Origin of the sequence: Neoroseomonas terrae, from assembly GCF_018129025.1 — a bacterium.
Taxonomy (GTDB): Bacteria; Pseudomonadota; Alphaproteobacteria; order Acetobacterales; family Acetobacteraceae; genus Neoroseomonas; species Neoroseomonas terrae.
Window position 1 is genome coordinate 17233 of sequence record NZ_JAAEDI010000010.1, and the last position, 17473, is coordinate 34705.

The 17473-nt window shown below is 68.0% G+C and carries 14 protein-coding genes; 11 read left to right on the forward strand and 3 right to left on the reverse strand.

The features are described from left to right. The first annotated feature begins 14 nt into the window (after positions 1 to 14). Positions 15 to 1199 carry an ABC transporter permease gene (locus GXW78_RS10425; RefSeq protein ID WP_246522031.1) on the forward strand — a complete coding sequence of 395 codons (1185 nt, stop codon included), beginning with the start codon at positions 15 to 17 and terminating at the stop codon, positions 1197 to 1199. Continuing rightward, complete coding sequence (locus GXW78_RS10430) at positions 1196 to 2023, forward strand: ABC transporter permease (protein WP_246522032.1); 828 nt, start codon at positions 1196 to 1198, stop codon at positions 2021 to 2023. Before GXW78_RS10425 ends, GXW78_RS10430 begins: the two co-directional genes overlap by 4 nt. A 318-nt stretch (positions 2024 to 2341) precedes the next feature. Here GXW78_RS10430 and GXW78_RS10435 read toward each other — a convergent pair whose 3' ends face one another. After that, positions 2342 to 3247, reverse strand: a complete 906-nt coding sequence (locus GXW78_RS10435; RefSeq protein WP_211868525.1) for an IclR family transcriptional regulator — start codon at positions 3245 to 3247, stop codon at positions 2342 to 2344. Positions 3248 to 3283: 36 nt separating this feature from the next. Here GXW78_RS10435 and GXW78_RS10440 point away from each other — a divergent pair, with 36 nt between their 5' ends. From GXW78_RS10440 to GXW78_RS10475, 8 genes are read left to right on the forward strand one after another with little or no spacing between them, the layout of a single operon-like run. Then, a complete protein-coding gene (locus tag GXW78_RS10440) occupies positions 3284 to 4828 on the forward strand; it encodes an amidohydrolase family protein (RefSeq protein ID WP_211868526.1) in 1545 nt (514 codons plus the stop codon). 35 nt (positions 4829 to 4863) lie between these two features. Continuing rightward, positions 4864 to 5832: a Bug family tripartite tricarboxylate transporter substrate binding protein gene (locus tag GXW78_RS10445; RefSeq protein ID WP_211868528.1), complete on the forward strand. Its 969-nt coding sequence runs from the start codon at positions 4864 to 4866 to the stop codon at positions 5830 to 5832. Between the two features lie 35 nt (positions 5833 to 5867). After that, positions 5868 to 6773, forward strand: a complete 906-nt coding sequence (locus GXW78_RS10450) for a polysaccharide deacetylase family protein (RefSeq protein WP_211868529.1) — start codon at positions 5868 to 5870, stop codon at positions 6771 to 6773. Further along, positions 6770 to 8275, forward strand: coding sequence for an amidohydrolase family protein (locus GXW78_RS10455; protein ID WP_211868530.1), 1506 nt, complete (start codon positions 6770 to 6772; stop codon positions 8273 to 8275). The genes GXW78_RS10450 and GXW78_RS10455 overlap by 4 nt, the downstream gene beginning before the upstream one ends. Then, positions 8272 to 9666, forward strand: a complete 1395-nt coding sequence (locus tag GXW78_RS10460; RefSeq protein ID WP_211868531.1) for an MmgE/PrpD family protein — start codon at positions 8272 to 8274, stop codon at positions 9664 to 9666. The genes GXW78_RS10455 and GXW78_RS10460 overlap by 4 nt, the downstream gene beginning before the upstream one ends. 36 nt (positions 9667 to 9702) lie before the next feature. Further along, the gene (locus GXW78_RS10465; RefSeq protein ID WP_211868532.1) at positions 9703 to 11313 is read left to right on the forward strand and encodes an ABC transporter substrate-binding protein; all 1611 of its coding nucleotides are present in this window, start codon (positions 9703 to 9705) and stop codon (positions 11311 to 11313) included. Positions 11314 to 11369: 56 nt separating this feature from the next. After that, positions 11370 to 12113, forward strand: coding sequence for a hypothetical protein (locus GXW78_RS10470; RefSeq protein ID WP_211868533.1), 744 nt, complete (start codon positions 11370 to 11372; stop codon positions 12111 to 12113). A gap of 49 nt (positions 12114 to 12162) precedes the next feature. Beyond that, entirely contained in the window at positions 12163 to 13512 is a 1350-nt protein-coding gene (locus GXW78_RS10475; RefSeq protein WP_211868535.1) for an MmgE/PrpD family protein, read from the forward strand. A 250-nt stretch (positions 13513 to 13762) separates the two neighbouring features. On the opposite strand, the gene GXW78_RS10480 is transcribed toward GXW78_RS10475, so the two are convergent. Continuing rightward, the gene (locus GXW78_RS10480; RefSeq protein ID WP_211868537.1) at positions 13763 to 14761 is read right to left on the reverse strand and encodes a Bug family tripartite tricarboxylate transporter substrate binding protein; all 999 of its coding nucleotides are present in this window, start codon (positions 14759 to 14761) and stop codon (positions 13763 to 13765) included. A 109-nt stretch (positions 14762 to 14870) separates the two neighbouring features. Between GXW78_RS10480 and GXW78_RS10485 the strand changes: the two genes are divergently transcribed. Beyond that, positions 14871 to 16211 (forward strand): LLM class flavin-dependent oxidoreductase, encoded by a 1341-nt coding sequence (locus GXW78_RS10485; RefSeq protein ID WP_211868539.1) that lies wholly within the window; start codon positions 14871 to 14873, stop codon positions 16209 to 16211. 252 nt (positions 16212 to 16463) lie between these two features. Here GXW78_RS10485 and GXW78_RS10490 read toward each other — a convergent pair whose 3' ends face one another. Next, positions 16464 to 17444 (reverse strand): dihydrodipicolinate synthase family protein, encoded by a 981-nt coding sequence (locus GXW78_RS10490; RefSeq protein ID WP_211868541.1) that lies wholly within the window; start codon positions 17442 to 17444, stop codon positions 16464 to 16466. Positions 17445 to 17473: the final 29 nt, after the last annotated feature.

Sequence of the window (17473 nt, forward strand, 5' to 3'; positions counted from 1 at the left end):
CGATGCGGCAGCCCATGTCACGCTTCCTGCGACCGCGATTCTCGGCGTGGCTGCTGGTGCTGCCGCTGTTCCTGTTCAGCGCGGCGACCTTCGTCGTACCGATCGTCATGATGCTGGCCCGCAGCGTGCAGGACCCCGAGCTGTCGCGGGCGTTCCCGCAGACCGCTGCGGCGCTGGCGTTGTGGGATGGAAGGGATCTGCCGCCCGCATCGTCGATTGACACATTCATCGCCGAGCTGCGTGACGCCCGGGGCACGGAAGGCCTGAGCTTCGCGGCAAACCGCTTGAACAGCGAGATCAGCGGGTTTCGCTCGATGCTCCTGCGCACGGCGCGGAGCCTGCCTCGCGACCGGCAGGACGACCCTGTCGCGGCGTTGGCGCGCATCGACGCCCGGTGGGGCGAGCGATCGACCTGGGCGGCGATGCGCCGCGCCAGCGGTCCGTTCACCGACGGTTTCCTGCTCGCCGCGCTCGACCGCCAGCGCAATGACGATGGCGCGGTCGTCCGTGTTGCCGAGGAACGGGCCGTGTTCGTCACCGTCCTGCTCCGCACGCTGTGGATCTCGACGCTGGTGACGGTGTTCTGCCTCCTGCTGGGCTATCCGGTCGCCTATCTCCTCGCAAGCATGCCGGGCAGGATCGCGAACCCGCTCCTGGTGCTCGTGCTGATTCCGTTCTGGACCTCCGTCCTGGTGCGAACGACGGCCTGGGTCGTGCTGTTGCAGCGCGACGGCATGGTGAACGGGCTGCTGCAGCGGCTGGGGCTGATCGAGCAGCCGCTGACGCTCATCTACAACCGGACCGGCGTGCTCATCGCGATGGTGCATGTGCTGCTGCCGTTGATGGTGCTGCCGCTCTACAGCGTGATGAAGGGGATCGGCCGAGCCCCGATGCTCGCCGCCATGTCGCTCGGCGCACGGCCGTTCGAGGCCTTCCTGCGCGTCTATCTTCCGCAGTCGGTCGCCGGGATCGGCGCCGGCTGCCTGCTCGTCTTCATCTCCGCGCTCGGCTACTACGTCACGCCGGAGCTGGCCGGCGGTGGCGGCGATCAGATGATCAGCTACTTCATCGCCTTCTACACGAACCGCACGACCAACTGGGGCCTCGCCGGCGCCCTGTCGCTGATCCTGCTCGTCGTGACCGGGCTGCTCTACGTCGCCTATGCGCGGCTGTCGCGCGGCCCGAGGGCGCCAGCATGAAGATGCCTCTCGCGCCCGTCGATCGCGTGCTGCGCTGGGCCCTCGTCGGGCTTTGCGTGCTCGTCTTCATCTTCCTGCTGGTGCCCGTGCTGGCGGTGATCCCGCTCTCTTTCAACGCGGGCTCCTTCCTGACCTATCCGATGACGGGCTTCTCGACCCGGTGGTACACGGATTTCTTCACATCGCCGCGCTGGCTGCCATCCCTGTGGAACAGCCTTTTCATCGGCTCGATCGCGACGGCGATCGCGACCATCCTCGGCACCGCCGCGGCCCTCGGTCTCGACCGTTTGGGCGGGGTCGCGAAGCAGGCGTTGAACGCCCTCTTCCTGATGCCGGTGGTCGTACCGGTCGTCGTGATCGGCAGCAGCCTGTATGCGTCGTTCGCGGCGCTCGGCCTGACGGCGAGCTATCCCGGCCTGATCCTGGCGCACGCCTTGCTGGGCGCGCCATTCGTGGTGATCACCGTGGCCGCCACGCTCTCCGGCTTCGATCGGCGGCTACTCAGCGCCGCCATGAGCCTCGGCGCGACACCCTGGCAGGCGTTCCGGCGCGTGACGTTGCCGTTGATCCTTCCGGGCGTGGTGTCGGGCGGCGTTTTTGCGTTCGCGACCTCCTTCGATGAGATCGTGGTGACGCTCTTTCTTGCCGGGCCGCAGCAGCGAACATTGCCGCTGCAGATGTTCGACGGCGTACGCGAGCAGATCAGCCCCACCATCACGGCGGCGGCGACGCTGCTGTTCCTCGTGTCCCTCCTGCTCGTTGCCGTCATCGAATGGCTGCGGCGCCGTGGCGAGCGGCTGCAGGCTTCTGCGCCGGCCGAGTAGAGCGGCGGCGGCCGTTCTCGATTCCGATCACGATCCCCGTGAAAGTGCATACGCTGCCGACCTACCCGACCCTGAAGCTGCATATCGCGGGTGAATGGCGAAGCCGTCCCGGTTCCCCGGTGTACGGCCCGTTGGACGACAGCTTGATCGGCGATGTGACGCACGCGAGGAAGGCGGATCTCGATGACGCGCTCGTGCTCCCAGGCTTGTCGAATTGCGCGCTCCCTCGTCCCATCGATCCTACAAGCGTCAGGCGTCAGGCACCGCCGATCCTCAGTGCGCCCAAGATTCCTGAACAGTGCCAGGTATCGTCGCGTGCTAGGCGTCGCCTATCGCGTTCGCCGCCTCCATCAGCGCAGGCGCCAATCGCCGCCGCGCCGTCTCTTCATCCACATCCGCCAGTCGGGCCGTGATGTGAACCGCCGCCATCGGGCCGCCGTCCGGCTGAACGATCGGAGCGGCAAGGGCGATGATGCCGATCTGCAGTTCCTGGCTCAGAAGCGCGTAGCCCAGGCGTCGGGTCTCGGCGATGCGCTCACGGATGCGGACCGGATCGGTGAGCGTGAAGGGCGTCGCTGCCACCAGCTGCGATCTTGCCAGGACGTCATCAACGCGCTTCTCCGGCAGCCGTGACAGCACCGCGATGCCGCCGGACGAGCACCAGGCCGGGATGCGGCGCCCGCCAAGCCCCGCGCGGAACGTCTCCCGCCGGCTTTCCAGACGCCAGACGTAGAGCATCGTGAGATCGTCGAGCAGCGCGAGGTCCACGCGCTCCCCGATCGCGCGCTGCAAGTCGATCAGCACCGGTATCGCGCGCTCTAGCATCGGCTCCGATCGCTGGTAGTCGAAGGACCGATCGAGCAGCTTTCGCCCCGGCGCATGGCCGCCGCGCGGCCGCACCTCCATGTAGCCGAGCCGGACCAGCGTATGGACGACGCGCTGGACGGCACTCTTCGGCAGGCCGGATGCGGCGGCGAGTTCGCCCAATGAGCGCGGCTGTGCGCCGGTGGAGAATACCTCGAGCACCCGGAATGCACGCGCGATGGCCTCGACGTGGAGCGGATCGCCCGCCTCCTGGGCAGAACCGGATGCGCCCGCTTCTTTTTCGCCCGTCCGGCCAACAATACCCCTTTGACCGGGCGTCGCCCGATGGCCTAGCTTTCCATTATTCATACGATCGTATCGCACTTCGATACGATAAGAGCAAGCCCATAGCGTCGGCACGGTGCCGCGCTCGGGATGGCGTCGGGGGCCGGGCCTATGGAGACGCTGATCGAGAGGGCACCCGCGGAGCACGGCTGGACGAGGATCGTCGGCGGGCTGGTGCTGGCACGGGCCGATGCGGAACCGCGGCGCTGCGACATCCTCGTGCAGGACGGCCGGATCGTCGCCCTGCCCGACCCGGATGAACCGAGGCCGGAGGACAAGGTCGCGATCCGGTTCGACGCACGGGACTGCATCCTGATCCCCGGCCTCGTGAACACCCACGTCCACAGTTCCGGCAATCTGGTCCGCAGCCCGTCGGATCGCTGGAACCTCGAGCTTCAGCTGCATATCGGCGGCGCGTTCCGCGGCCGGCCGACCCCGCGTCAGAAATACGTCTCGGTCCTACTCGGGGCGATCGAGATGATCAGCCGCGGCTGCACGGCCTGCTACGACATCTTCTTCGAAGCGCCCCTGCCGACGGCGGAAGGCTTTGCCGAGGTGGCGCGCGCCTATCGCGACATCGGCATGCGGGCGGTGATCGCCCCCCAGCTCTCCGACATCCCCTTCCAACGCGTGATTCCGGGCCTGATGGACGCTCTGCCCGCCGAGACGCGCGCCCGACTCGCGGCCAATCCACCAAAGGCCGGCGCCGAGATCATGAGGGCGCTCGATTCAGTGTTGAGCGCTTGGCCGACAGGGCAGGACCTGGTCCGCTTCGCCGTCGCGCCCACCATTCCCATGCACTGCACCGATGGCTTCCTGCGCGACTGCGCCGCCTTCGCGCGGCAGCACGGCATCGGCCTGCACACGCATCTCGCGGAATCCAAGGTGCAGGCGGTGGTCGGCCGCGAGCAATATGGCGCGACCATCGTCGGTCACCTGCTCGATCTCGGCATCCTGTCCGAGGCGTTCACGGCCGCTCACGCCGTATGGATCGATGACGACGAGGCCAGGATGCTTGGCGACCACGGCTGTTCGGTGGCGCATGCACCCGGCGCCAATATGCGGCTCGGCGTCGGCGTGGCACGGACGCGCGCGATGCTGGATGCGGGGGTCACGCTCGGCCTAGCCACGGATTCGCGCGTCTGCAACGACAACCTGAACATGTTCGAGGCGATGCGCCTCGCGAGCTACGCCTCCCGCATCCAGGGCTATGACCGCGGCCATTGGCTGTCCACACGCGAGGTCCTGCATGCTGCCACGCAGGGCGGCGCGCGCGTGCTGGGGCTTGGCGATTCCATCGGCCAGCTCGCGCCGGGATTCGCGGCGGACATCGTGTTCCTCGACCGGCGCAGCACGAACTACGTCCCGCTGGTCGATCTCGTCCATCAACTCGTCCATGCCGAGGATGCGACCGCGGTGCGCCATGTGATGATCGGCGGCCGCCTGGTCTATCGCGATCGCGACTTCCCCGACCTCGACATTCCCGCGCTGCTGGAGGAGGCCGAGACTGCCTCCGTCGCGATCCGTGCCGAGACCGCCCCCGCCATCGCGCGCGAGGAGGCGCTGGACGAGCCCGTGCTGTCCATCTGCGGCTGCTTCGCCCGACGCCCGCTCGGCTTCAGCCGCTTCGTCGGCGGCGAGTTCTCCTGCGCATGACCACCATCCCCTGCCACCTGAGACGGAACCATTCCATGCGGATCTCCCGACGCAGCCTGCTGGCGGCCGCCGCCACGACCGCCATGGCCGCGCCGGCCATCGCCCAACCGGCATTCCCGACCCGGCCAATCCGCATGGTCGTGCCCTTCGCGCCGGGCGGCGCGACCGACCTCATCACCCGCCTTCTGGCCGAGGAGATGGCGCGGCCCCTGGGCCAAAACGTTGTCGTCGAGAACCGCAGCGGCGCGTCCGGCACAATCGCCGGCAACTTCGTCGCGCGCGGCCCGGCCGATGGCTACACGCTGTTCATGGGCACGACCGGCACGAACATCCTCGCGCCCTTCTTCGTGCTCGATGCGCCCTATGAGACGGAGCGCGACTTCCGTGGCGTCGCGATGGTTGCGGGCATCGCCAACCTGCTGGTCGTCGGCCCGGCCATCCCGGCGACAACGGTGCAGGAATTCATCGCCTACGCCCGCGCCAATCCGGGCCGGGTCAACTATGCGGCCACCGGCAGCGGATCGCAGATGGCCATGGAGCTGTTCCTGCAGCGCGCCGGCATCACCGCCACGGCGGTGAACTATCGCGGCAGCGGGCCGGCACTGCAGGACATGATCCGCGGCGACGTCCACGCCACGATGGACCTGATCTCCTCCACCCTGCCGACCGTGCAGGACGGCCAGCTCCGTGCGCTGGGCGTGAGCACCACGGCGCGCAACCCGCGCGCGCCGGCGGTGCCGACCCTGCAGGAGGCCGGCGTGCCGGGCTACGAATTCCTGTCCTGGCAGGGCGTCTTCGCCCCGCGCGCCACGCCCGACGCGATCGTCGAAAAACTCTCGCAGGCGATCAACGACGCGCTGGCCAACCCGGAGCTGCGTCGCCGCATCGAGGCCATGGCGGCCGACCCCATGGGCGGCACGCCGGCCGAGATGGACCGCTACATCGCGCGCGAAGTGGCGACCCTGTCCGCCGTCGCCCGCGCCGCCGGCATCCGCCCGCAATAACCGGCCCAAACGAGCAACAACCGAGGATATGCCGCATGCTGCTGCCCCAACCGCCGCGCTACGACTACTCGGCCATCGTCGATCGCCCGACCTATGACTGGCCCGGCGGTGCGCGGATGGCCTTCTACCTCGCGCTGAACGTCGAGCAGTTCGCCTGGGGGCGCGGCACCGGCCACGCGCCGCACAACTGGAACAACGGCGCCGATCCGCGCATCTTCGCCTGGCGCGACTACGGGCTGCGCGTCGGCTTCTGGAACATCCTCGACATTCTGGACGAGCTCAGGCTGCCCTGCTGCCATCTCGTGAACTCGGCCGTCTGCGACAACTTCCCGACGGTCGTGGAGCGGATCAACGCCCGCGGCGAGGAAGTGGTCTCGCATGGCCGCACCAATGCCGAGCGCCCCGGCGACTATTTCGAGGCGGATGAGCGCCGCCTGATCCAGGAAGTCACGACGACCATCGAGCGGCGCCACGGCCAGCGCCCATTCGGCTGGATGGGCCCCTGGATCTCCGAGAGCCCGGTGACCACTGACCTCCTGAAGGAGGAAGGCTACCGCTACATCATGCACTGGCCCTGCGACGACCAGCCGGTCTTCCTCAAGACCCGCGCCGGCCCGCTGCTGAACGTGCCTTACCCGATCGAGCTGAACGACGCGCCGGCGATCCTCAACCGCGGGCATTCCGCCGAGGAATTCGGCCGGATGATGACGGACCAGTTCGACATGATGCTCGCCCTGTCGGCGAAGCGCCCGCTGGTTTGCGCTATCTCGCTGCACACCTTCGTCTTCGGCTCCCCCTTCCGCCTGGCGCAGCTGCGCCAGGCGCTGGAGCACATCGCGAAGTTCCGCGACGACCCGCGGGTCTGGTTCGCGACCCCGGGCGCCATCGCCGATCATGTGCTGGCACTGCCGCCGGGAACGGTGCCGGGCAGCGAGCCGTGACCGAGCGAAGCGCGATCATCCGTGGCGGATGCCTGCTGGACGCGGCGGGTCGCTCCGCCACGCCCGCCGACATCCTGGTGCAGGATGGGGCGATCGCGCAGATCGGTGACCCCGGCCTAGCGGCGCCGGAAGGCGTCGCCGTGTTCGACGCCTCCGACCGCCTGCTGATGCCGGGCATGATCAACGCCCATGCGCATAGCGGCGGCAACCTCGCCCGCAGCATCCATGACAAGTGGACGCTGGAGCTGCTGCTGAACGGTACCGTCGCCAATGTCGGCGGCCAGACGCTGGAGGAGAAGTACATCTCCACCCTGCTCGGCGCGCTCGAGATGCTGAGCAAGGGCTGCACCGGCTGCTACGACCTGTTCTACGAGTTCCCGCTGCCATCCGAGGACGGCATCAAGGCAGCGGCCCAGGCCTATGCCGATGCCGGCATGCGCGCCGTCATCGCGCCGATGCTCGCGGATCGCAGTTTCTATCGCGCCATCCCCGGCCTGCTTGAGGCCCTGCCGGATCCATATCGCGAGCAGTTCGCGACGGCGCAGGCATTGCCCTGGCAGGCACAGCTCGACATCATCGCCCAGGTCATGCGCGGCTGGGCCTTCGACCGCGACCGGATCACGCTGGCTATCGCGCCGTCCATCCCGATGCACTGCACCGATGAGTTCCTCGCCGGCGCGGCCGCCTTCACTCGCGACCACGGCATCGGCTTCCATACGCATCTCGCGGAATCCCGCGTACAGGCGGTCTACGGTCGCCAGCGATATGGCCGGTCGCCGACGGCGCAGCTGCGCTGCCTCGGCGTGCTCGGGCCGAACTTCACCGCGGCGCACGCGGTCTGGGTGGATGACGACGACATCGCGATGCTCGCCGATGCCGGCGCGTCGGTGGCGCACAACCCCGGCAGCAACATGCGCCTCGGTTCCGGCATGGCGGCGACGCGGCGGATGCTGGATCGCGGGCTGAATGTCGGGCTGGGCACGGATTCCCGAGTCTGCTCCGACAATCTGAACATGTTCGAGGCGATGCGCTTCGCCTCCTATGCCTCCCGCGTGCAGGGGCCGGACCATGAGCGCTGGCTCTCCACGCCGGAGGTCTTCGCCATGGCCACGGAGGGCAGTGCCAAGGCGCTGGGCTTCGGCGACCGGCTGGGGCGCCTCGCGCCCGGGTATCGCGCCGACATCGTCTTCCTGGATCTCGGCAACCTGAACTGGGTGCCCCTCAACGACACGACGAACCAGCTCGTCTTCGCCGAGGACGGGACGGCGGTGGACAGCGTGATGGTGGATGGGCGGCTCGTTTATCATCAGCGCCGCTTTCCCGGCATCGACATGGCGTCGCTGCGTCGCAAGGCACAGTCCGCAGCCGATCGCCTGCGCGGTGCGAATGCGGAGATGCGTGCCGTCGCCGCCGCTCTCGAACCCGTCGTCGCCTGCTTCTGCGGCGCCCTGGCGCGAGAGCCGCACCACATCCATCGCTTCACGGGCGGAGAAATCGCGTGACTGGCACTCCGACCGTCAGCGAGCGGCTGGCCACCTTCATGCTGGACACGCCGGGCACGGCGATTCCGCCTGACGTCCTCGCGCAGACCAAGCTGCAGATCCTCGATTCGATCGGCCTGATGCTCGTCGTCTCCGGCCAGGAGTATGGCAGATCGGTGTGCCGTGCGGTGCAGGAGATGGGGCGCAGCGACGACGCCACCGTCATCGGCACAGGCGAGCGCAACACGGCGATGAATGCCGTGCTCGCCAACGGCGCGATGGCTGACGCGCTCGACTATGACGACACCCACAACGAGACACATCTGCATCCCGGCGCGCATATCGTTCCGCTGACGCTCGCCGCCGGAGAGGCTCGCCGCAGTACCGGGTTGGAAGCCCTGACCATCGCCGCGCTGGGCTTCGAGATCGGCTGCCGGCTGGCAGTGGCGGCACCAGGGCAGTTCGGCCGCCGCGGCTTCCATACCAGTGCGATCTGCGGCGCCGTCAGCACCTCGCTCATGGCCAGCCGCTTCTACGGCCTGTCCCACCAGCAGGCGGTCTGGTCCGTCGGGACATCGGCGAGCCAGGCCGCCGGCATCCTGCAATGCTACACTGACGGCACCTGGACGCAGGGCCTGCATCCCGGCTGGATCGCGCATGCTGCCATTGCCGCGGCGTTGCTCGGCCGTGCCGGCTTCACCGGCCCGCCGACGGCGATCGAGGGCCGGATGGGCCTGTTCCGCACCCATGTGCAGGACCCCGACTACAACTTCGACTTTGACCGCACGCTGCGCGGCCTCGGCACGGTGTGGGAGGGACGGACCATGTCCGTGAAGCCCTATCCGACCGGCTGCGTGATCCATCCCTATCTCGACGCCATCCTGGCGCTGCACCGCGCCGGCCTGCGCGCCGAGCAAGTGAAGCGGCTGCGCCTGCCGATGTCGCACCACTGGGTCGGCATCGTCTGCGAGCCGGTCGCCGAGAAGCGCCGCCCGGCCACCGAGATCGCCGGCCGCATCAGCCTGCAATATGCGGTGGCCGAGGCGCTGACGCGCGGCCGCTTCGGCCTCGACAGCGTGACGGAGGCGGATCTGCGCGATCCTGCCATCCTCGATCTCGTTGACCGCACCGACTACGAACTCGACCCCGAGCCGCCTGCACGCCGCGCCTTCAAGGGATGGGTCATCGCCGAGTTGCATGACGGCCGCGTGCTGGAACGCATCGAACACCCCTGGACGAGGGGCAACCTCGACGATCCCGGCACGCCGGCCCTGGTGCGCGACAAGTTCCGCGAGAACGCCGGCCGTCGCCTGCCCTCCGCGCAGGTCGAGGAGATCGTCGCTGCGGTCGATGCCTTCGAGACGCTCGCCGATGTCGGCGAGCTTGCGCGGCTTTGCGCCATCCGCGGCTGACGGCGTGCACAATCATTCACAAGAGGAGAGGGTGAAGTGACTCAGCGCATGACCGGCTTCATCGGCCGCCGAGGCCTCGGCGCCGCCGGCGCGTCCCTGGCGCTGGCCGCATCCACCTCGCCCACGCGGGCGCAGGCGCGCACGGAACTGCGGATCGGGTCGCAGGTGGAACCGACATCCATCGATCCGCATTTCGCGAATGTCGACACCAACAACGCCATGGCGCTGCACTTCTTCACGCCACTGGTCATCCGCAGCGAGACCCTGCAGCCGCAGCCTGGCCTCGCGACGTCCTGGCGCATGGTGGACGAGACCACCTGGGAGTTCAAACTCCGCGAAGGCGTGCGCTTCCACGACGGCAGCGAGCTGACCGCGGAGGATGTCGCGTTCAGCATCCGCCGCGCACCCGCGGTGCCGGGCTCGCCGGCCTCTCTCTCGGTCTATCTGCGCCAGATCACCGGCATCGAGGTGGTGGACCGGCATACGATCCGGCTCCGCACGGCGGAGATCTTCCCGCTGATGCCGATCTTCATGGGGACCTTCGTCATCCTCTCCCGTCGCGCCGCGGAAGGCGTGACGACTGAGGAATTCAACGCCGGCCGCGGCATGGTCGGCACCGGCCCCTACCGCTTCACCGGCTGGCAGCGCGGCGAACGCCTGACCATGGAGCGGTTCGCCGACTACTGGGGGCCGGCGCCGGAGATGGAGCGGGTGACCTTCCGCTTCATCCCCAATCCGGCAGCGCGGCTATCGGCCCTGCTCGCCGGCGATGTAGACATGATCGACTTCGTCCCGATCACCAGCATGGACGCAGTCGCGCGCCGCAATGACCTACGGCTGTCGCGCGGGGTGACGAACCGACTGATCTACCTGCATGTGGAGCACGAGCGGGCGGACGCGCCCTTCGTGACGGACCGCGCCGGCCGGCCCTTCGCCGGGCGCGGTCCCTTGCAGGATGCGCGGGTGCGGCGCGCCCTCTCGATGGCGATCGACCGGCGCGCCATCGCCGCCCGCATCATGGAAGGCGCAAGCGAACCGACGAGCCAGATCATGCCCGCCGGGGCAATCGGGCATGTCCCGGACCTGCCGGTGGCACCCTATGATCCCGTGGGTGCACGGCGCCTTCTGGCTGAGGCCGGCTATGCCGATGGTTTCGCCATCACCATGCAGGTGCCGCGCAACCGCTACGTCAACGACGTACGCGCCATGGAGGCGATCGCGCAGATGCTGACGCGGATCGGGCTCGAGGTGCGGCTCGAGACCGTGCCGGTCCAGACCTTCTTCGATCGCGCCTCGCGCCGTGAGTTCTCGTTGTTCATGATCGGCTTCGGCGTCGTGACGGGCGAGCCATCCTCCTTCATGTCGCTGGTCATGCAGACTTTCGACGCGCAGGCGCGGGTCGGCGCCGGCAATCGCGGCCGCTACTCGAACACCGAGTTCGACCGGCTGCTCGTCCAGGCGCTGCGCACGCCCGACGATGCCGCGCGGGAGGAGCTGCTGCGTCAGGCGACGCGCATCGCCATGGCGGACCAGGCCATCATTCCGCTGCACCACCAGGTGCATCTCTGGGCGATGCGCTCCGATCTCGATCATGTCGCGCGGACGGATGAGTACACCCTGGCGCAGGATGTGCGCCGGCGCGGATGATGCGGTACGGCTTGGTTGGGCGACGATACGCCGCCATTGCCGCAGGAGGATCGACCATGAACGACACAGAGATCGCAGGCGCCGCCGCATCGCTCGCGGCGGCGAGAAGCGGGCCGGCCATTCCGGCCCCCTCGCCCGGCCCGACGACGATGGCGGAGGCCGAGGCGATCCAGCTTGCGACCTTCGCGGCGCTGGGCCTGCGCCGTGGCGGCTGGAAGGTCGGCCGTGCGGACGGGCAGCTGTTCAGCGCGCCGATGGTGGTGGGGCCGTTGAATGAGACGGAGCCGGTGCTGACCCTGCCGGTGGCGACCCGCATCGAGCTTGAGATCGCACTGCGCTTCCGCGAGGTGCCGCCGTCGACGGTGCTGGAGCTGGAGGCGCTGCCGGCGCTCGCCGACCTCGTCGTCCTGATAGAGTTCGTGCGGACGCGCTTCACGGGGCCGGTGACGGCGTTCGACCGTATCGCGGACTGCGTCTCCAATGAGCGCGTGGTCGCCGTCACGGCGCCCGGGCCGTGGTCGCCGGCGATCCTCGGTTCACTGCCGCTGGTCCAGCTCTTCCAGGACGGTGCCGAGATCGCCCGTCACGAAGGCGCTCACCCGGCCGCGCCGCTCGTCCCGCTCCTCGCCGCCTGGCAGGCGCGCTGTGCGGCGGATGGCGTGGCCGTCGGTGCCGGCGAGATCGTCACACTCGGCAGCCTCACCGGCGTGCTGCCGGTGCCGCCAGCGGGCGCGCATTTCCGCGGCATCATCACTGGCTTGCCGCCGGTTCAATGTCGCGTCCTGCCGCTGGCGGCGTGACACGGCGCGCCGGCACGGCCGCCGAAAACATCTGAGTTGGAGTGCGGTGATGGGACGTTCAGTCGAGGCCCTGGCCCAGCTGGTGGTTGACACGCAGTGGGATGACGTACCGGAAGCGGTGCGTCGTCACGCGAAGCTCGTCCTGCTCGATACGGTCGGGGTGATTCTTGCCGGTAGCGAGCAGCCCGAACTGCATGGCCTGCGCGCGGAAGTCGCCCGAGGGGCGGGAAGCGGCGCGACGATTCTCGCGCGCGGCTTCCCGAGTGCCTCGCCGGCGATGTCGGCTTTCTTGAATGGTACGGCGGGCAGGTCGATCGAACTCTGCGAGAGCCACCGCTTCGTATCCTGCCAAGCCGCGGTCCAGGTGCTGCCCGGTGTGCTCGCCGCAGCGGAGGTCTACGGAAGCAGCGGACGTGACCTGCTGCTCGCCTTCATCCTGGGCTACGACGTCGCCATCCGCCTGGGGGCAGGCACCACGCAGCGCCCCCTGGCGCACCAGAACGGCCAGACGGCCATGATCGGCGCCATCGCCGGCGCTGCGCGCCTGCGGGGCATGGACGCCGCCGGCGTCAGCCGGGCGATGCGGATCGGCGCGACCTTCGTCCTCGTGCCAAGCTACACCAACGCGGTGAACGGCGCGACGACCCTCAATGCTGCGGGTGGGATGAGCGGTCTCATCGCGTCCGTCGCGACGGACCTCACGGGCGCCGGGTTCCTGGCGCAGGACGATGCCATCGAGGAGGCATTGGCACACCTCGTCGCGGACCGCTTCGACCCGGGGCCGGTCACCGAAGCCCTCGGCAAGCGCTGGGAGATCACGCGCAACGCCTTTCGTCTGCGCGCCTGCTGCATACCGACATACGCATCGCTGGACGCAATCGAAGCAGCGCTGGCGGAACTTGGCGCAACGCCGGAGGACATCGAGCGCATTGACGTCGAGACCTATCGTTTTGCCGCCGCCATGCGCGACCAGCAGCCACGCAACGGCTTCGCCGCGCGCTACTCGCTGCCGCACGCGGCGGCAGCCATCATCCTGCGGGGCGATACGGACCTTGATGCCTTCTCAGAGGCAACCGTTGCGGATACCTCCTTCGTGGCCATGCGTGCGCGCGTGCATGTGAGCGAGGATGCTGCGCTGACCGCCATGTTTCCCGCGGCAAAGCCGGGCCGGGCAACGGTGACGCTGCGCGATGGCCGCGGCGCGACCCGTCAGGTGAACAGCGCACGGGGCGACTTCCAGAACCCCTACGCCGAAGGCGAGGTTCGGGCAAAGTTCCGTGCGCTGGCCGGCCGCGCCCTAAGCGACCGGGGCGTCAGTCGGCTTGAGGCAGCGATTGATGGCGTGGAAGGGACTGCCGGCCTCGCCGCGATTCTGATGAGTTTGCGCGAGGGCGTATGAACTACGCTGGCCGTCCAACCTGAGCTCGACAGCGCTGAGGCGTCCCTGGCCCACTCTCCCACAACCCACGACGCAGGTTGATTGCGGCAGTAGCGGCGCAGCCGTGATGCAAGGCATCTTACGGCCTGGTTGAACCGAGCGGCGAGGCGGCTGCACAGGTACCGTCCCTTCTGGCTCCGCGTTCAACGATCGCTGCCGGCTATGCGGATCCCGCGATCGGCCTGAGCTAACGTAGCACGGCCGGACACCATCACTCGACCCGAGCGCCCGAGCTGGCTACCACCTCGCGGTACATTGGCGCAGTGTCGCGCAGATAGGTCGCGAAGGCCTCGGGCGTGCTCAGCACGACCTCCGAACCCATGTCGATCAGCTTCTGGCTCACGTCCGAACCCTCGACCGCCGTGCGGATCGCGGCATTGAGACGACGCAGGATCGGCTCGGGCAAGCCCGCCGGAGCGAAGATCCCCTGATACCCCTGGATGCGGAAATCGGGCATCAGGCGCTCGGTGATCGTCGGCACGTCGGGGAGCAGTGGTGAGCGCTGATCGCCCCCCACCAGCAGCAATGGCCTGAGGTTGCCCGCCTGGATCTGCGGGACCATGGCCGTGATCTGGTCGAGCACCATGGGAATTTGGCCGGCGATCGCGTCCGCCTGCGCCTGGTTGCCACCGCGATATGGCACATGCACCAAGCCCAGCCCGAAGGTGCGGCTCAGCACTTCCCCGGTCAGGTGGTTGGAACTGCCCACGCCGCTGGTGCCATAGGCCGTGCCGGGATGCGCCTTCAGCCACGCAATCAACTCATCCATCGTGCGTGCCGGCACGGAGGGGTTCACCGCCAGTACGGTTGGGTAGTACGCAAGGTTGGTGATCGGGGTAAAATCCCGCAGCGGGTCCCAGCTGAGGTTGCTCTGCATATAGGGGATGATCGAGTGCGTCGCGATCGACCCGAAGCACAGCGTGTAGCCGTCCGGGGCCGCGCGCGCGCAGGCCTCCGTCCCGATGGCGCCGCCAGCGCCGGCGCGATTCTCGACGACGACCGGCTGGCCTAGCGCCCGCGCCAGCGGCTCGGCGACCAGCCTCGCCATGATGTCCGCGCCGCCGCCGGGTGCGTAGGAAACGATCACGCGCACCGGCCGCGACGGCCACGCAGGTTGTGCCGAAGCCGGCGTGCCACCCAGCGGCAGCAGCGCCGGCGCGACCAGCGTCAGGCCAAGAATCGTGCGGCGAACGGCATATGCGACAGTCATGCGTGCGTGTCTCCAACGGCCCATAAACACCCTGTCCCGGAACGCCGCAACGGGTTCTTCGGATCAGCAATCGGACCTAGGTTGCGGCCGTCACGCATGGAGGCACGACATGGCGCGCAGGAAGGACAAGATTCGGCTGGGGCTGTTCGCGCACGTCACCGGCAATCATATGGCCGCGTGGCGCCATCCGCGCGCAGACCGTTTCGCCGGCACAAGTTTCCGCCACTATGCGGAGGTCGCTGCGCTGGCCGAGCGCGGCCTGTTCGACATGCTCTTCCTTGCGGACACCAACGCCTTGTGGAAGGGCGATACCGAAACGCTGAGCCGCGATCCGAAGACGGCTCAATTCGAACCGCTGACCTTGCTCTCCGCGCTGTCGGTCGTGACGGAGCATATCGGCCTCGTCGCGACGGCGACCACCACCTACAACGAGCCCTATCATGTCGCGCGCAAGTTCGCCTCGCTTGATCAACTGAGCGGCGGGCGGGCCGGCTGGAACCTCGTCACCTCCGCCAACGAGCAAGAGGCACTGAACTTCAGCCGCACCAACCATGTGCCGCACGATCAGCGCTATGATCGCGCCCGTGAGTTCGCCGCGGTGGTAAAGGGGCTGTGGGAGAGCTGGGAGGACGACGCCTTCCTTCGCGACCCTGAATCCGGGCGATTCTTCGCTCCGGAGAAGCTGCGCGTCCTGAACCATCAGGGTACGCATTTCGCGGTGCGCGGGCCGCTGAACGTGGCGCGCTCACCGCAGGGTCATCCGTTGATCGTGCAGGCGGGGTCCTCCGAGATCGGGCGGGATCTCGCCGCCGACACCGCCGAGGTCGTGTTCACGGCGCAGGACCAACTGCCTGCGGCGCAGGCCTTCTATGCCGACCTGAAAGGTCGCCTCATCGCACGCGGCCGGGATCCGGAGTCACTGAAGATCATGCCCGGCCTCATGCCGATCGTGGGCCGTACCGCCGAGGAGGCAGAGGCAAAGGAACGAGAGCTGCAGGAACTGATCCATCCCTCTGTCGGTCTGCAGACTCTCTCCTTCATGCTCGGTGGTGCCGATTTGTCCGGACACGACCTGGACGGCCCGCTTCCCGACTTGCCCAACACCAATTCTGGTAAGAGCCGGATGGCGCTGGTGATCGAACTGGCGCGCAGAGAGAAACTGACCATCCGCCAGCTGTATCAGCGCGTCACCGGGGCCCGAGGGCACTTCATCGTCCGCGGAACCGCCGCCACCATCGCTGACACGATGGAAGAGTGGTTCGAGCGTCGCGGCGCGGATGGCTTCAACATCATGCCACCGACTCTGCCTGGCGACCTCGGCGACTTCGTGACGGACGTTGTGCCGGAGTTGCAAAGGCGTGGATTGCTCCGCACTGCCTATGAGGGGCGAACACTACGGGAGAACCTCGGCCTGCCATTCCCACAGCACACGGCCACGTTACGGCGGTAAATAGGATCGCCGGAGCCACGACGCGTGATGGGGTAGCTGGGATTGCTCGGTGCGGCGCGCGGCCCAATGGTCAATCGGGCGCGAGGAGAGTTGTCCAGTCAGTTCTGGGAACGTCACCGCGCAACCGACGTCGACACGACGACGCAGGACAGGTTGCGCTCGCACGGGTAGCCGCAGCCTCGCATTTCCTTTCGAGCTCACTAACGCTGTCTCCGCAACCGGAAAACAAAGCGGTTAATCTTGTGGGGCCGCCTACGAAGCTCCCGACAAGAGGCCCTCCTTGCCCAGTATCTCCAGGCACGCCGCGAACTCTGCCGGTTCGCACGGCGCGATGCCGGGTCGAACGTCCCCGGTCTTCATGCCGAGCACCCCGGCCAGGCGCTTGAACAGCGCCACGTGGTGAAAGCCTCGGGCGAAGTAGCGGCTCTGAAGAAGTTCAGCGATCCGCATGATGACGCGCGCATGGCTCGCCGCCGCTCCGAAGTCGCCCTTCTCGACGGCCGCGACGAAGTGGCCGCAATGCGGCAATGCCGCGCTCTGGCAGAAGACCGGGCGTGACGATCCGATCAGAAAGTGCGGCGCCCGGTCGGGGAACGTCATCCGTCCATGCAGATGATACTCTTCGAGCGAGGTCGCGACGGCGATCCGGTCCCCGACTCGCTCAAGCATGGCACCGTATTGTGCGAGATTCAGTGTGGTGTTCTGTACCGCGCAGACGTTCGGCAGGCCCAGCAGCGCCTCCACCTGCTCTGGTGCGAGATAGAATCCGAGTTCCGACAGTGTCGTGCTGTAGACGATCAGGCCGATGTCGATGCGCGGTGCGATGTATTCATAGTAGGCCTTCACCCCTGCTGCGGACCGCGGCCCGTAGAACGGCGGCCAGATCATCACGAGATCCGCGCCGGCCGCCGTCGCATGCTGCGCAAACGCCACAGCCCGGGCCGCCGACGGATCCGTGCAGCCGATCACGACGGGCGCCGCGCCGCGCACCGTATCCAGCACGATCTCGACCAGCCGCCGGCGCTCGTCGTCAGTGAGCGTCCAGAACTCCTGATGCAGCGTATTGATCGACAGGCCGCCGACGCCTGGCAGCGCGAGCGTCGCGCGCACATTGTGGCGCAGCCCTTCCTCGTCGAGCCCTCCAGCCTCGTCGAATGGCGTGTAGACGGCGCACATGTAGCCGCGCAGCGACTCGCGGACCCATTCTCGTTCTTCTCCTCGCGCGTACTTCACGCCATGCTCCCATGGCAGGCGATAGGGAT

Excerpts from the sequence above, each read along its gene's own strand:
- GXW78_RS10425 (WP_246522031.1), top strand. The coding sequence starts at position 15 with ATGTCACGCTTCCTGCGACCGCGATTCTCGGCGTGGCTGCTGGTGCTG.
- GXW78_RS10430 (WP_246522032.1), top strand. The coding sequence starts at position 1,196 with ATGAAGATGCCTCTCGCGCCCGTCGATCGCGTGCTGCGCTGGGCCCTC.
- GXW78_RS10440 (WP_211868526.1), top strand. The coding sequence starts at position 3,284 with ATGGAGACGCTGATCGAGAGGGCACCCGCGGAGCACGGCTGGACGAGG.
- GXW78_RS10445 (WP_211868528.1), top strand. The coding sequence starts at position 4,864 with ATGCGGATCTCCCGACGCAGCCTGCTGGCGGCCGCCGCCACGACCGCC.
- GXW78_RS10450 (WP_211868529.1), top strand. The coding sequence starts at position 5,868 with ATGCTGCTGCCCCAACCGCCGCGCTACGACTACTCGGCCATCGTCGAT.
- GXW78_RS10470 (WP_211868533.1), top strand. The coding sequence starts at position 11,370 with ATGAACGACACAGAGATCGCAGGCGCCGCCGCATCGCTCGCGGCGGCG.
- GXW78_RS10475 (WP_211868535.1), top strand. The coding sequence starts at position 12,163 with ATGGGACGTTCAGTCGAGGCCCTGGCCCAGCTGGTGGTTGACACGCAG.
- GXW78_RS10480 (WP_211868537.1), bottom strand. The coding sequence starts at position 14,761 with ATGACTGTCGCATATGCCGTTCGCCGCACGATTCTTGGCCTGACGCTG.
- GXW78_RS10485 (WP_211868539.1), top strand. The coding sequence starts at position 14,871 with ATGGCGCGCAGGAAGGACAAGATTCGGCTGGGGCTGTTCGCGCACGTC.